At 60.0% G+C, this 15,076-nt stretch carries 12 protein-coding genes and 1 pseudogene; 7 read left to right on the forward strand and 6 right to left on the reverse strand.

Annotated elements, in window-relative coordinates:
* The first annotated feature begins 1 nt into the window (after position 1).
* A complete protein-coding gene (locus P4G45_RS08305) occupies positions 2 to 1,006 on the forward strand; it encodes a nuclease (RefSeq protein ID WP_348266012.1) in 1,005 nt (334 codons plus the stop codon).
* 43 nt (positions 1,007 to 1,049) lie between these two features.
* Here the strand turns inward: P4G45_RS08305 and P4G45_RS08310 are convergent, their stop codons facing one another.
* Positions 1,050 to 1,625: a DUF2062 domain-containing protein gene (locus P4G45_RS08310; protein ID WP_348266013.1), complete on the reverse strand. Its 576-nt coding sequence runs from the start codon at positions 1,623 to 1,625 to the stop codon at positions 1,050 to 1,052.
* 65 nt (positions 1,626 to 1,690) lie between these two features.
* Between P4G45_RS08310 and P4G45_RS08315 the strand changes: the two genes are divergently transcribed.
* Positions 1,691 to 2,485 (forward strand): lysophospholipid acyltransferase family protein, encoded by a 795-nt coding sequence (locus P4G45_RS08315; protein ID WP_348266014.1) that lies wholly within the window; start codon positions 1,691 to 1,693, stop codon positions 2,483 to 2,485.
* A gap of 43 nt (positions 2,486 to 2,528) precedes the next feature.
* Here P4G45_RS08315 and P4G45_RS08320 read toward each other — a convergent pair whose 3' ends face one another.
* From P4G45_RS08320 to cdd, 5 genes are all read right to left on the reverse strand, one after another.
* Positions 2,529 to 3,362: a purine-nucleoside phosphorylase gene (locus P4G45_RS08320; protein ID WP_348266015.1), complete on the reverse strand. Its 834-nt coding sequence runs from the start codon at positions 3,360 to 3,362 to the stop codon at positions 2,529 to 2,531.
* 17 nt (positions 3,363 to 3,379) lie between these two features.
* On the reverse strand, positions 3,380 to 4,615 hold the full coding sequence (locus tag P4G45_RS08325) for a nucleoside transporter C-terminal domain-containing protein (RefSeq protein ID WP_348266016.1): 1,236 nt from the start codon (positions 4,613 to 4,615) through the stop codon (positions 3,380 to 3,382).
* A gap of 578 nt (positions 4,616 to 5,193) precedes the next feature.
* Entirely contained in the window at positions 5,194 to 7,788 is a 2,595-nt protein-coding gene (locus tag P4G45_RS08330; RefSeq protein ID WP_348266017.1) for an AMP-binding protein, read from the reverse strand.
* A 257-nt stretch (positions 7,789 to 8,045) separates the two neighbouring features.
* Positions 8,046 to 9,434, reverse strand: a complete 1,389-nt coding sequence (locus P4G45_RS08335; protein WP_348266018.1) for a thymidine phosphorylase — start codon at positions 9,432 to 9,434, stop codon at positions 8,046 to 8,048.
* Entirely contained in the window at positions 9,431 to 9,859 is a 429-nt protein-coding gene (gene cdd / locus P4G45_RS08340) for a cytidine deaminase (protein ID WP_348266019.1), read from the reverse strand. The genes P4G45_RS08335 and cdd overlap by 4 nt, the downstream gene beginning before the upstream one ends.
* 84 nt (positions 9,860 to 9,943) lie before the next feature.
* Here cdd and P4G45_RS08345 point away from each other — a divergent pair, with 84 nt between their 5' ends.
* The 5 genes and pseudogenes from P4G45_RS08345 to P4G45_RS08365 all read left to right on the forward strand — a co-directional run bounded on the left by P4G45_RS08345 (position 9,944) and on the right by P4G45_RS08365 (position 15,066).
* Positions 9,944 to 12,088 (forward strand): chemotaxis protein CheA, encoded by a 2,145-nt coding sequence (locus P4G45_RS08345; RefSeq protein WP_348266020.1) that lies wholly within the window; start codon positions 9,944 to 9,946, stop codon positions 12,086 to 12,088.
* A gap of 83 nt (positions 12,089 to 12,171) precedes the next feature.
* Positions 12,172 to 12,665 (forward strand): annotated as a pseudogene (locus P4G45_RS08350) (chemotaxis protein CheW).
* A complete protein-coding gene (locus P4G45_RS08355) occupies positions 12,643 to 13,014 on the forward strand; it encodes a response regulator (RefSeq protein ID WP_348266021.1) in 372 nt (123 codons plus the stop codon). The pseudogene P4G45_RS08350 and the gene P4G45_RS08355 overlap by 23 nt, the downstream one beginning before the upstream one ends.
* Before the next feature lie 26 nt (positions 13,015 to 13,040).
* Positions 13,041 to 14,249, forward strand: coding sequence for a chemotaxis response regulator protein-glutamate methylesterase (locus P4G45_RS08360; protein ID WP_348266022.1), 1,209 nt, complete (start codon positions 13,041 to 13,043; stop codon positions 14,247 to 14,249).
* Positions 14,236 to 15,066 (forward strand): protein-glutamate O-methyltransferase CheR, encoded by an 831-nt coding sequence (locus P4G45_RS08365; protein WP_348266023.1) that lies wholly within the window; start codon positions 14,236 to 14,238, stop codon positions 15,064 to 15,066. The genes P4G45_RS08360 and P4G45_RS08365 overlap by 14 nt, the downstream gene beginning before the upstream one ends.
* Positions 15,067 to 15,076 lie beyond the last annotated feature (10 nt).

A 15,076-nucleotide genomic window follows, 5' to 3' on the forward strand; every position in this document is an offset into this window, starting at 1 on the left:
GATGGAATTTAGTCGGGGTGCCACCTTCGCATTCAACGGGGCTCGTAGATTTCTCGCTGCCGGATATACTGCGCTGATGAAGATTGGTAGTGGGGCGCGGTTTGTGATGGCGGCGGCGATGGTGCCTTTGATGACGGTGCAGCCTTCGTTTGGGTGGGGGTCCGATGGGCACAAGATTATTAATCGGCTGGCGGCGGCCAACCTGCCACACGATGTTCCGGTGTTTGTACGGGATGGAGAGGCACTCTCTGCGATGGCTTATTTGGGGCTGGAGCCGGACCGGTGGCGCAACCAGGCGGAGAGTGAACTGGAGTCGGAGCAGGCTCCTGACCACTTTATCGATCTGGAACGCGCAGACATGGTGGGCACGCTGCCGCGGAGACGGTATGACTTTATCCGCGACCTGGCGAAGGTGCAGTCGGCGCATCCGACGATTCCGCTGACCCCTGAGAAGGTGGGGATGCAGCCGTGGCAGGTGGAAGAGATCTATCAACGGCTCAAGGTTGGGTTTAGAGAGTACCGGGAGCTTATTGCTGCCAATGAGGATACAAAACCTGTCGAGCTGGCGATTGTTTATTATTCGGCGTGGCTGGGGCACTATGTCGGCGATGGCTCGATGCCGCTGCATACGACGATTCAGTACAACGGGTGGACGGGACCGAACCCGAATGGCTATACGACGGAGCGCCATATCCACTCAAAATTCGAAAGCGCGTTTGTTTCGGCGAATGTGAGGGTTAGCGATGTAGCTCCGCTGGTGGCGGCGGTGCGAACGAAGGTGCTGACGGATGAGTGGGACGACTATCTGATGTACCTGCGGCATACGCACTCACTGGTGGAGAAGACGTATCAGATCGACAAGGCGGCGGGATTCGATGGGGCGGGAACTCCGGTGGGGAAGGCGTTTGCGGAGGAGCGGCTGGCGGCGGGCGCGATCGAGCTGCGAGACCTGATTTATACGGCTTGGCTAAGGAGTGCGGATCCGGTGCAGGAGTTTCGCGGGTAGTTTTCGAAGGATGACGATGCTCTGGGACGTGGTGAACGACAGGCTATGGGTCGGCGCGTTCGAGCGAGAGATGGGGCGGATGGATGATGGGGTATTCATGATGCTCGATGCGGAGGAGAAGACGGCGAAGGAAGGGGGTGATGGACAGGGCGATGATGGGCACGAGCACGATGGCCAGACCCAGCCAAAGGGTGAAGGCGTGCCACTCCCATCGCCAGAGCTGGCGGGTGAGGGCGATGGGGCTGGTGCGGGCGGCGTGGATCAGCGATCTGGCTGAGAAGGGCATCGGCGCAGTGTGGAAGACGACGTCGCCGAAGCGGATGAATGGAATCACCAGTAGAAGTTCGAATGGATAGACGAGATGGTTGGCCAGTTGCGAGGCGGCTACGTTGAGGCGCAAAAGGAAGGCCGCGGCGAGGCAGAAGAGAGTGGTACTGCCGATAATCGGGTTGATACCAATGAGAAGTCCGACGGCGATGCTCCACGCCAACTTTTGCGGGGATGCTCCCATGCGTAGGAGCGCAAAGATAGGAAGGGCGACTCGACGATAGGCCCAGTTATGGTGGAGCGGTGACGTGCCCTTGGCGGCGCTGCTGGATTTCGCTTTTTTCAGGTTCACTCATTAACAGGATAGACTGCGCAACAAGGTCTGTGCCGTTTTGTGAGAGGCGAGGGTTGGGTCTGGTGAGCTTTTTCCGGTCGTTGGGACGAAGTATTCGTTTAGCGGGGATGTTTGCGGTGGCGGGGACGGAGCTGTTGGTGAAGAGACCGGCGACGCGGGAGGCCAGGGCGGACTGGCTGCACCGGTTTGCGGCGCGGGCGATTCGAGGGTTGGAGATTGAGGTCGATGTGACGGGGACGTTTCCAGAGCGAGGCGCGGTGATCTCGAACCATCTCAGCTATCTGGATATTGTGGTGTTTGCGGCGCTGCATCCTTGTGTCTTTGTATCGAAGGCGGAGCTCCAGACGGTTCCGATGCTGGGCTGGATGACGACAATGGCGGGAACCGTTTATGTCGCCCGTGGGCATGGCGGATCGGCGGCGAAGGCGCGGAGTGGAATGCAGGCCGCCGCAGATGCGGGATTGCCGGTGGTGTTCTTTCCTGAAGGAACGACCACGAATGGGAGTGGGCTGCTGAAGTTTCACAGCGGTCTGCTGGCGCAGGCGATGGGGAGCGGGATGTCAATTACGGCCGCGTATATACAGTACAGCCTGGGAGCGGGGAATCAGGCAACGGTGGCGGATGATGTCTGCTACTGGGGTGATGCGAAGATGCTGCCACATATCTTCAAACTGCTGGGGCTGCGCGGCCTGCGGGCGGAGGTACGGTTTGCGGAGAGGCCGATTAAGTTTTCGAGCGATGGGGCGGATCGCAAGGCGGCGGCCATGGAGGCACAGGCTGCGGTCGCGGCACTGGGAAGCTCGAGAGTTGAGGAAAGATTGGCCACCGCTCAAGATTGGACCAGTCAGAGTTCCTGAGCGTTGCTCCATGCTGGGATGGCCTGCTATCCGGAGGTCGGCGCTATGGTGTGATGTCAATCTGGGGAATGAGGGCGGTTAGCAGGCTGGTGAACTGATGTTCGACGCGGCGGCCTGTCTCCATAACCTCTTCGTGGTTGATGGCTTCGTTGAGAACCCCGGCAGCCATATTGGTGACGAGGGAGAGGCCGAGAACTTCAATGCCCATGTGGCGGGCGACGATGACTTCATGCACGGTGGACATACCGACGAGGTCGGCACCGAGGATGCGAAAGGCGCGGATTTCGGCGGGAGTCTCGTAGCTGGGGCCGAGGACGGCGAGGTAGACGCCTTCGGCTAAGGCAATCTTCTGCTTCGCGGCTTCGGCATGGGCGAGCGCGCGGAGTTTCGCAGAGTAAGCCGTAGTCATGTCGAAGAAGCGCGGCCCGAACTTTGGGTCGTTGGGACCGAGCGCAGCGTTGGAGCCGGTGAGGTTGATGTGGTCGGAGATGACTACGAGGTCGCCCTGTTTGTATTTGGTGTTGATGGCTCCGGCGGCGTTGGTGACGATGAGGGATTTGCAGCCGAGGAGGCCGAGAACTCGTGTGGGGAAGGTGACTTCGGAGAGGGGATAACCCTCGTAGGCGTGGACGCGGCCCTGCATGACGGCCACGGGGACTCCGGCGACGTGGCCGAGGACCAGCTTGCCGGAGTGGCCTTCAACGGTGGAATGAGGGAAGTAGGGTATGTCGGAGTAGGGGACGATGACTGCGTTCTCGACCTGCGAGGCAAAGTTGCCGAGGCCTGAACCGAGGATGATGCCGAGGCGCGGGGCGATTGGGGTCAGGGCGCGGATAGAATCGGCGGTGGCGGTGGCTTGGGTGTATTGGTCAGTCATGGGGTGATGTAGGAAGTCTATTTGATGAGCATGGAGACGATGGCGGCGGACATGAGGTTGGCCAGGGTTCCAGCAACCATGGCGCGGAAGCCGAGGCGGGCGAGGTCGTTGCGGCGCTCGGGGATGAGAGCGCCGATGCCGCCGATCTGGATACCGATAGAACTGAGGTTGGCAAAGCCACAGAGCGCGAAGGTGGTAATGGTGAAGCTGCGGGGAGAGATGAGCGCTTTCTGTGCTCCGAGATTGGTGTAGGCGATCAGTTCGTTGAGGATGGTGCGCGTGCCGAGGAGGTTGCCGACGAGTTTGGCCTCGCGCCAGGGAATACCGATGAGCCACGCGACGGGAGCGAAGAAGAAGCCGAGGATGGCGTTGAGGCTCGATGGGAAGGGAATGTGGTGCGGGGCGAGGAGGTTGTGAACTCCGCCAAAGATGCCGTTGGCGAGGCTGACGAGCGCGAGGAAGCTGATGAGCATGATGGCGACGTTGAAGGCGAGCGAGCCGCCGTCGATGGTGCCGCGGGTGATGGCTCCGAGGAAGTTTTCGTTGCTGTGCTCTTCGGTTGGGGGCATCTTGACGATGCCTGCGGTGGCGGGGACTTCGGTCTCGGGGACGAGCATCTTGGAGATGAGGATGGTGCCGGGCGCGGTCATGATGACGGCGGCGAGGAGGTCGGAGGCGTGGATGCCGTAGGCGATGTAGGCCGCCATGATTCCGCCGGAGACGTGAGCCATACCTGAAGTCATGATGGTCATCAGTTCGGAGTAAGTGGCTCCGTTGAGGAAGGGACGGATCGTGAGCGGGGCTTCGGTTTGACCCATGAAGATGCTGGCGGCGACGTTGGTGGATTCGGCTCCAGAGATGCCCATCGTCTTTTGCATGACCCAGGCGAAGGCGCGGATGACAAGCTGCATGAAGCCGATGTAGTAGAGGACGGCGAAGAAGGCTGAGATGAAGATGATCGTGGGCAGGACGCGGAAGGCGAAGACGGCGACGGCGGCGTTGTTGCCGCCGAGTGGGCCGAAGACCATGGTCGAACCGGCGACGGAGTATGAGAGCAGCTTGTTGACGGCGTTGCCAGCGGCGGCGAGGAAACGCTGGCCTAGAGAGGAATCGAGCACCAGGAAGGCAAAGAGGAATTGCAGGCCGAGGCCCCAGGCTACGGTGCGCCAGCGGATAGCGCGACGGTTCGTGGAGAAGACGTAGGCGATGCCGATGAAGACAATAAGTCCGAGAAGACCGGTGAACCGAGCCAAAGGGTGCTCCTGCAAAGGGGAAGCAAGTGGGAAACGTTTGGAATGAGTGTACCGGGTCGGTCCCGGGTGCCTTCGGGTTTTTGCTGATCTTCTGCGGAGAGAGGGAAGTACCCCCTCCCCCCTGGTACTTAGGTCCTAAAGTCTTCGAAGTAGATACTTTAGGTCTGGACTTCCACGCAAGCAAGTCCGGACTTAAATGCGAAAGTCCGGCGGTGGCCGGACTGGGTTGCTGTTACTTATTCTCTGAATTAATTATAGCGATGGTGTCAAGAGGTTCAGGATTCGTTCAGGACGAGCAGAAGGATAAGGCGGGCAGGCCGGATATTGACTCGTTTGAGGCGGCGATGATCCGATCGGAACTTGCGGCATGAGTGAAGCCACGCCCTTTCAAAACGAAGACTGAATAAGGGGTTCCTTAGATCGAATTTGCTATTGGTGTGGGAGGAAGGCAACCGCGGATTCCCTTCGGGAATGACAACCAAGAGGCACGTCCGATTTGCCATTGGTGCCGAGGAAGGCAACTGCGGATTCCCTTCGGGAATGACAACCAAGAGGCGCGTCCGACTCTACGGGAACTGCTACTTTGCTGTAAGCTGCTGGACGCTTGCCTCCAGTTTTGCGGTTAGCTCTGCCGGGGTTGCTTGCTGATCCGGCAGGATCGGGGTGCCGATGCGAATCTCCAGATGGCCGGAGCGGAACCAGCCGGTCTTTTTCATTTGACCGAGACCGGCCAGCGCGATGGGGAGCACAGGGACGCGCGACTGCTGGGTCAACAGGCCGATGCCGGAGCGGAACGGAGTCAGCTTCGCATCTGGACTGCGGGCGCCTTCGGGAAAGACCAGAACCGAGTAGCCCTGGTCCATTGCCTCGCCTGCGTGTTCGAAGCTTTGCTGGAAGCCGCGCAGCTGGGGCATAGGGAAGACGTTGAAGAACGCTGTGACTAGCCAATAGCCGATTGGCGAGAGCAGGTTGAGCAGAGCGTTGCGTTGATTCTGGCCGCGGCGGAGGTCGAACAGCATCTCGCCGGACATGGCAATCGCCGTTCGATGCCTCAGAGCTGGGGGCAGAGCGTAGAGGACCAGCGCTCCGTCGTAGGCGGTGACGTGGTTGGCGATGATGAGCAATGGACCTGACGGGAGATCGTCCCTCAGGCGGATTACTCGTGGCGCGGCAAGCAGCCTGGTCAACGGTCTCATGACAAGCTCGATGAAGACGATACGGATTGTTTTGACTGGCCAACTCCATGGCCATCGTGGATAGATATGGTGGGGCGGGGCTGCCGCTGGTTTTTCCAACGGACTGATTTGTGGTTGCGATGCATTCGTCTTCGCTTCGATGGCTTGTGCAGTAGAAAGCGGGAGAAGATTCGCGCTGGACTCTTCGCTTAGCAGCTTGCGTAGATCGCCCAGCCTCTCCATGCCAGCGATTCGATCGTCCTGAAGTTCAAGGCCGAGCCTCTGCTCCAACTCGGACTGCAACTGCACGCGGCCCAGACTGTCGAGATGCAGGTCCTCTGAAAGGCGCAGGCTGTCGCCTGTACCGGAGATTGATTCGCCTGTGATTTCGGCGATCAAATTGATCAGGACATCTTCGCTGGACGGATTGGATGACTGCTGATGCGAGAGGGTATCGCAGGCCCACTGCGTTACCTTTCTTCGGAGCAGTTTTCCGGTGGTGGTGTAGGGGAACTGCAGTTCGGGCCAGCGCAGGATCCGGCGAATTTGCTGATAGTCGGCCAGTGTGCGGTTTGCGCTGACCGCTGCCGCTTGCAACTCTTCCTCGTTTCCTGAAAAGAGCACGACGGCGACGGGTTCGGTGCCGCTTGCCGTTTCGCAGGGCACGACGGCGCATCCGCGTACGCCTGGCTGTCTGCTGATTGCCTCTTCGAGATCGGCGGGATGGATGTTCATCCCTGCGGCGGTAACGATGAGGTCGCCTTTTCTGCCGAGGAAGCGGAGTTCGCCGGACTCGTTCTCGGCTGCGAGATCGCCTGTCGCCAGCCACTCGCCTTCGCGGGGACGCATTGTGCCGCGCTGCCATGTGGCAGAGGCGAGGATGTCGCCGCGCACCAGGATTTCGCCTTCATTGCTGATGCGGACTTCGCGACCCGGGAGGGCTTTCCCTATGGTTCCGCGGCCGATGCGGAAGGGGTGATTCAACGTTACCAGCGCGGCGGTCTCGGTCATTCCGTAGCCCTGGATGAGCGCGAAGCCCAACTGGTTCCAGAAGGCTTCCAGCTCGGCAGGGAGCGTCGCTCCGCCTGAGATGATGGCCCAGAACTTCAGGCCCAAGGTTCGATGAATGCGCCGAAAGCGCCACCAGCGTTTCCAGATGGAGAGTCCCTTTGTGCGCTGCAAGCTTTCCGCGAGAGAAGGGAACTGCCCGAGCAGGTGCGCCCGCAGGAGTTGCAGGATGCGCGGCACGGCTATGAGCACGGAGATGCGTTCCCGCCGGATGAGATGGGTCATGCGCCGGGCTTCGAACTGATCTACAAAGTGCACCTCGGCTGCCAGCAGGGCAGGTGTCCAAAGGCCCATGAACTGTCCGAAGACGTGGCTGAGGGGAAGAGCGTGGAGGAACCGCAGCGGATGCACCCAGCGCTCATATTTTTTATATTTCGCCATCTCGTTTTCGATGGGCTGAAGGCTTGCAAGCACGTTGCGGTGGGAGTGGACGATGCCCCTTGGCTCCGCTGTGGTGCCGGAGGTGAAGACGATCTGGAATGGAATGTTCTCGTTGACAGCGTCGCTAATTGCGAAGAGGGGCGTGGTGGGGAGATGTGCTGCCAGGCAGGAGAGATATAGCTGCGGTAAGTCTGTTTTTAGATTGGCTAAGAGATTCTGGTCGCCTGCGAGCAGTCGTGGGGCAACATCTTTGAGGACGAGCTCGGCGAATTCGTTTGTGCCTGCAGCGTCGAGGGGGACCACGATGACTCCGCGCAGCAGGCAGCCAAAGAAGACGCCGATCCACTCTGCGGAGTTTTCGCCCCAGAGGAGGACTCGCTCGCCGGGTGCTATGTTGCGGCGCTCAAGCTCTGCGGCGAAGCGGCCTGCAAGCTGGGCGAGCTCGCCATAGGTGGTTCGATAGCTGCGGTTGCCGCGATGGGACACCACCGCGGTTTGGGCAGCGTGCTGGCGAAACTCGTGCACGAGAGTGGCCAGATGAGCGCGCACGGTTCCATCATAGTTGCTGACTGAGTGCGATAGAGATCGGGCCTTCAGTCCTTGGTGACGTTGGACGGAAGATTATCTGGGCCGATGGCCCAGGCTGGAGGAAGACAACCGCAGATTCCCTTCGGGAATGACAACAAGAGGCCTTTGGTTCGGATAGAGATTTGTGGCGGGGCGGAGGAAGGCGGTTCGCTTCGCGAATGTACCCATCTCAAAATTGAGATATGGGGCACCCGCACCCGGCACCCGGATTTGTGGAGTCAGGCTAGTTTGTTTGCGGTGATGACTTCGCGGATGAGCGGTTGGAGCTTTGGTGGGGTAGGGGAGAGTCGGAGGGTTTCGCGAAGCATAGCTTCGGGTTCGTTGAGGAGTGCAGCGTCTTCGCTGAAGAGGGTGACGAGGGGCTGGCCTTTTTTGAGCTTGTCGCCTAGCTTGGCGTGCATCTCTATACCGGCGTGTGCGCTGACCGGGTCGCCGGGTTTGGCTCGGCCTGCGCCGAGACGCTGGACGGCCCAGCCTACTTGTTTGCAATCCATGCTGCTGAGGTAGCCATCTTGCGAGGCGGTGAGGCTGCGGGTGGCTTTGGGTTTGTGGAAGGCTGCGGGGTTTTCGAAGATGGTGGTGTCGCCGCCCTGGGCTGCGATGATTTTGAGCCAAGCGTTGTAGGCTGCTCCGCTGGTGAGGATTTCGTTGGAGAGCTTTGCTCCGGCTTCGGGTGTGGCGGCCTGGCCTGCAAGGTGGAGCATCCAGCCGGAGAGGATGTTCGAGAGTTCGATGAGGTCGGCGGACATGGGGTGGCGTTTGCCCTGCATGATGTCGACGCACTCCCATACTTCGAGCCAGTTGCCGGAGAAGCGGCCCAGCGGCTCTTCCATGGAAGTGAGGAGGGCGACGGTGCGGGTGCCGGAGGCTTTGCCGGTGCGGACCATAAGCTCGGCGAGGAATTTGGATTTTTCGTAGGTGGGCATGAAGGCTCCGCTGCCTACTTTGACGTCGAGGACGAGGGCGTTGAGGCTTTCGGCGAGCTTCTTGCTCATGATGCTCGCGCAGATGAGGAAGGGGGATTCGACGGTGCCGGTGTGGTCTCTCAGCGCATAAAGGATGCGATCGGCGGGAACGATGCTGGGGGTTTGGCCGATGAGGGCGGCTCCGCAATTTTTGAGTGTGTCGGCGAGTTGCTGGAGGTTGAGCTGAGTGTTGAAGCCGGGGATGGTTTCAAGCTTGTCGAGGGTGCCGCCGGTGTGGCCGAGCGAGCGGCCGCTGATCATGGGGACGCAGATGCCGGGGATGCCGGCGGGCGTGGGTTTCGATAGACCTGCGGCCGCGAGGATGGGGGCGATGAGGAGCGAGGTCTTGTCGCCGACGCCGCCAGTGGAATGCTTGTCTACGGTGAACGTATGAAGGGGCGTCGCGTCGAAGGTTTCGCCGGAGAAGCGCATCGCGGTGGTGAGCGTGGCTAGCTCGCGGGTGTCGAGGCCGCGCTGGAAGATGGCCATGAGGAGGCTGGCGATTTGAGCGTCGGTGACGAATTGTTTTTCTGGTGTGCGATCTACTATGGCGCGGATGAAGGCGTTGATCTCGGCGTCGGTGAGGGCCAGGCCGTCGCGTTTGTGGAGGATGATGTCGATGGGGTGGATGGGCTGGGTCATTTATTTAGGAGAAAAGCTGCGGGGAGGAGTTCGGCGATGGTGGCCTGGTCGAAGGTGCCATCTGGTTTGGGGAAGAAGATGAGGGTATCGGGGGTGCTGAACTCCAGGATGGTCTGACGGCAGGCTCCACAGGGTTGGCTGGCGGCGTTGTTGAGGTTGGCTACGGCGATGGCGCGGATGCGGATGGCGGGACCGTGGAGGGCGACGGCGGAGGTGATGGCGGTCTGCTCGGCGCAGGTGGTGAGGCGGTAAGAGGCGTTTTCTACGTTGCAGCCGGTGACGATGGTGCCATCTTCAAGGAGGAGGGCGGCGCCTACGCGGAAGTGGCTGTAGGGGGCGTAGGCTTTTTGCGCGGCTGCGGCAGCTTTGTGCTGGAGTTGTGCGACCAGTGATGGGGTGAGTTCGGAGGCAGGATTCGACGGCATGTTTGTGAGGCTAATGGGTGGGTATCCAGATAGGCAAGTGCGGGGCGGCTAATGATTTAGTGGGTATCTGTCGATAGATAGCTTGTGGATGACTTGACTAAAGAATTTATCGCGGAAAGCCAGGAAGGTCTGGACCGGATGGAACGGTGCCTGACTGAGCTTGAGTTGCGGCCCGACGATGGCGAACTGGTGGGAGAGATCTTCCGCTCGGTGCACACGATCAAAGGGACGACGGGGTTTCTGGGCTTTGAGCGGCTGGAGAAGCTGGCGCATACCGGGGAGCATCTGCTGGGCTCGCTGCGGGATGGCAAGCTGGCGGTGAACTCGGAGCTGATTAGTGGGCTGCTCAGTCTGCTGGATGGGCTACGCCGGATTTTGGCCCTCATCGAAGCGACGGGTGGCGAGGGAACCCGCGCTAACGATGAGGATAGTGAGCTGATTGCTGAGCTTGCGGCTTTGAATGGAGCTGCACCGCCAGCTGTGGATTCGGTGGAGACTACGCAGCACGAAGAGACAGAAATACATGTTGCGGCGACGCCTGCGGCGGGTGGGACTTCGGCGGCTGCGATGGGGAATAACGATAAGACGCTGCGCATCGATGTGGATGTGTTGAACCGCATGATGAATCTGGTGGGCGAACTGGTGCTGACGCGCAACCAGATGTTGCAGAGCAATATGGATGCGGCGAATTTTCCTGAACTGGCGCGACGACTGGACAGCGTGACGGCGGACCTGCGCGAGACGGTGATGCAGGCGCGGATGCAGCCTGTGGGAAATCTGTTTGGCAAGTTTCCGAGGCTTGTAAGAGATCTGGCGCGGACCTGCGGGCGGGACGTGAGGATCGAATTCAGCGGGCAGGAGACGGGGCTGGATAAAAGTCTGCTGGAGGCGATTAAGGATCCGCTGACTCATGCCGTGAGGAATGCGGTGGATCATGGGATTGAAGCGCCGCATGTTCGCGTACTGGCGGGGAAATCTGCCGAAGGATGTGTCAAGCTGCGGGCGTTTCATCAGAGCGGCTCGGTGGTGATTGAGGTTGCGGATGACGGCGCGGGGATTGGAATTGAGCGCGTGCTGGCGAAGGCGGTGGAGCGCAATCTGGTAACGGCGGAGCAGGCGGCGGCGATGTCGGAGCGGGAGGCGCTGCAACTGATCTTTCTGCCGGGGTTTTCGACGGCTGCGGCGGTGACAAATGTTTCGGGACGCGGCGTTGGCATGGATGTGGTCCGAGCAAACGTCGAGAAGGTGGGCGGCAGCGTTGAAGTGGAATCGAAGATGGGGCAAGGGACGACGCTGAGGCTGCGGGTTCCGCTGACGTTGGCGATTGTTCCGGCGCTGGTGGTGCGCAGCGGCGGGCAGAGCTTTGCGTTGCCGCAGACCGCGCTGGTGGAGCTTGTGTATGTGCCGAAGCGTGAGGCGCAGAAGGCAGTCGAGAAGATTGGCGCTGCGGAGCTTTACAGGCTACGGGAGCGGTTGTTGCCTATGGTGTGGCTGGATCGGCTGCTGGCTCTGGAGACGCAGTGCACGGATGAGGCGCATGGATTTTATCTGGCGGTGCTGGAGGCAGAGGGTTGTCGCTATGGATTGGTGGTCGACGATCTGCTGGCACCGGAAGAGATTGTGGTGAAGCCGTTGTCGTCGGTGCTGCGGGAGATTGGTTTGTTCTCGGGCGCGACTGTTCTGGGGAATGGGACGCTTGCGCTGATTCTTGATATTGCTGCAACGGCTGCTCGCGCCGGGGTAAAGCCGACGGAGGAAGAGCCGGAAGAAGTTGAGATGGCGAAGACCGAGGACGCCGCAGATGTTTCGTTCATGGTCTTTGAAGATCGCTTGAGAGAGCGTACCGCGCTGCCGCTGGACGTGGTGGAGCGGATTGAGAGTGTGCCGTTGACCCAGATTGAGTATGCGGGCGGGAGAGCGTTGTTACAGTATCGTGGCGATCTGCTGCCACTGCGCGATGATGGCAATGTGCTGGCGGAGTTAGAGAGCGGGGATCAGAAAGACGATGAGGCACTGGTGACGGTGTTGATCTGCGCCAACGCGGGCGCGGGCGGACGGCACAGGATTGGCATGGTGGTTCGACGAGTGCTTGATGTTTCTTCGGGAAGGATGCTGGAAGAAGATGCGTCGACCGAGGGAATGGAGCTGGCGCTGGTGAAGGAGAAGTTGACGATGGTGCACCACCAGTTTGGCGCGAAGGCGGTGGCGGGCTGGAAGGAGGTTGCATGAAACTTGTTGGCCAGAGCGCAATGAATGCGGGGAGTTCGATAGACGAGATGCAGGATGAGAACGATGCAGTGTCTTTGTGCTCGATGTTTGCGGGCAGCGAAAGTTTTGGCATCGATACCAGGAAGATTCGAGAGGTGCTGGGCAAGCGCGAGTTGCAGCGGGTGCCGATGGCACCGTCGTTTATTGGAGGTGTGGTGCCGTACCGCGGCGAAGTGCTGACAGCGGTGGCCTGCGGGCACTGCTGGGCATGAGCGAGAACAGTGCGACGAGTTGCGTGCTGGTACTCGAAGACGATGAAGTCTCGGAGCGGTTTGGCTTGATGGTGGATGAGGTCGGTGGCGTGGTAACGGTGAACCGGCGAATGCTGGAGACCAATCCCTGCACGCTTGAGGCGCGTGGAAAGTGGCTGTTCGATGGAGCGTACAAGATGCAGACGGGGTTGATGGTGCAGCTCGATCCGAAGAAGCTGCGGCCATCGCGGCTGGCGGAGACGGGTCTATTCAAACGGAGTGTGACTGGACATATGACTGGGCATGGCGGAACGGGAGCGATGGATGCGAGCACTGATAGTCGATGATTCGAGCTTTATCCGCGATTATTTGCGGCAGCTTTTGCACCGGATGGGGATTACCTGTGAAGAGGCCGTCAACGGAAGCAATGCGCTGGAGGTGCTGGCGGCGGCGCAGGCGTTCGACCTGATGTTGCTGGATGTGAATATGCCGGTGATGAATGGGTTGGAGTGCGTCAAAGCGTTGCGCGAGGCGCAACTGGGGCCGGAGATGAAGGTCATGATGGTGACGACTGAGTCCGACAATTCCTTTATTACGACCGCGCTGAGTCATGGTGCGGATGAGTTCCTGATGAAGCCGTTTACGCCGGAGAGCCTGCGCGAGAAGATGGCGTTGCTTGGATTCGCAGCGGCCTGAACAGGAAATTGAAGAGGGTGGATGGCATGGGGATTTCAAGCGAACAGCCGCTTCGTGTTCTGGCGGCAGACGACTCCGCAGTGATGCGTGAAATTATGCGGAAGCTCTTCGAGATGCATGGAGAGGACGGGCCGAGCAGTCTGCCGCGAATGGAACTGTGCGGGACGGCGCAGGATGGCGTGGAGTGTCTGGAGGCGGTGGGCCGGTTGGGGCCGGATGTGCTGGTGCTCGATCTGGAGATGCCTCGGTTGAATGGGCTGGATGTGTTGGACCGGCTGCGAGATGTGAATCCGGGGCTGCCGGTGATTATGTGTAGCTCTTACACGGAGCGGGGTGCGCGATCGACGCTGGAGGCGCTGGCGCGCGGGGCTGCAGATTATGTAATGAAGCCGAATGCGCAGCGTGATCTGACTGCGGCGTTGCAATCACTGGCGCAGCAGTTGCTGCCGAAGATTGCGGCGTTGACCAAGGGGCGCAGACGTACAGTCGGAGAGAACGCTGCGCAGGCGGCGCAAAGTGCAGCGACCACAGGACGAAAAGATTCGCCCATTGAGGTGGTCGTGATTGGTCTGTCGACGGGCGGGCCGTCCGCGTTGGAGCAGATGCTGCCACGGCTGCCTTCGAGCTTTCCTGTGCCGGTGTTGATCGTGCAGCATATGCCGAAGTTGTTTACAGGAGCGCTGGCGGAGCGGCTGGATAAGTGTTGCGCGCTGCGGGTGAGGCAGGCGTATGACGGCGATGCGATTGTGCCGGGAACGGTGTGGCTGGCTCCGGGTGACTCGCATATGGAGGTAGCTGTTCGGCGGATGGGATTTGGCATTGACGATGTGAGTTTGCAAGGACGTGGGGCCAGAGTGAAGCTGCATCAGCGGGAGCCGCTGAATCATTGCCGACCTTCGGTAGATTATTTGTTTCATTCTGCGGCGCGGCTTTATGGAGCGGGTGCGCTGGCGTTGATGATGACGGGCATGGGTGCGGATGGTCTGGGCGGCGCTCGTGCGGTGCATGAGGCGGGTGGCGTGGTGTTGGCGCAGGATGAGGCGACGTCCGCAGTGTGGGGGATGCCGGGGCGAGTAGCGGATGCCGGTATTGCGAATGCTGTTTTGCCACTGGGAGCGATTGCGGGTGAGTTGAAACAGAGGGTTAATGCGGGACGGCCGACGAGATTGGCACCGGCTGAACATGCAGTGAGTCCTGCGGGTTCGCGGCGGGAGGCGATGCATGACCTGCTCTGATTCGGATTATGCGTATCTGCGAGCACTGGTGTTGGAACAGTCGGCCAATCGCATCGATCCATCGCGCAACTCGCTGTTCGATGCGCGGCTGAAGCCGATTGCGCAGAAGGCGGGTGCAGCCAACCTTAAGGATTTCGTCAGCCTTTTGAAAGTGGACAGAGCGCCTCATCTGCATCGCGCTGTGGCCGAGGCGATGACGATTAATGAGACGAGTTTTTTTCGGGACTTGAAGCCGTTTGAGATGCTGCGGGAGACGATTCTTCCGCGATTGATTGAGCGGAGGAGAGAACAGCGGCGGCTGCGTATATGGAGTGCGGCGAGCTCCACGGGGCAGGAAGCCTACAGCGTGGCGATGCTGATTGCGGAGCACTTTCCTGCGATTGCGCGATGGGACGTGAAGATTATTGGGACGGATATCTCGCAGTATGTCCTCGAGTATGCGCGGCGAGGACGGTATCGGAGGTTGGAGGTGAATCGGGGCTTGCCGGCGCGAATGCTGTTGAAGTACCTGGTGCGCGATGGCGAGGAGTGGGAGATATCTGAACGGATTCGCTCGATGTGCGAGTTTCAGTATGCGAATCTCTGCGAGCCGCTGCCGAAGCTGCCGGTGTTTGATCTGGTGATGTTGCGCAATGTGCTGCTTTACTTTCCTCAACAGGACAGGAGCTATTTGTTCAAGGGTGTCTACCAGTTGATGGCTCCGGATGGGTGCCTGGTGCTGGGAAATGCGGAACAGGCGGAGGATTCATCGGACCAGTTTGAGGTAGAGTTTGCCTCCAGCTCTTACTGCTATCGACCTGTGCCGCCGCTCGATTAGGACGGAGGAA

This window comes from Edaphobacter paludis (genome assembly GCF_039993895.1).
GTDB lineage: Bacteria > Acidobacteriota > Terriglobia > Terriglobales > Acidobacteriaceae > Edaphobacter > Edaphobacter paludis.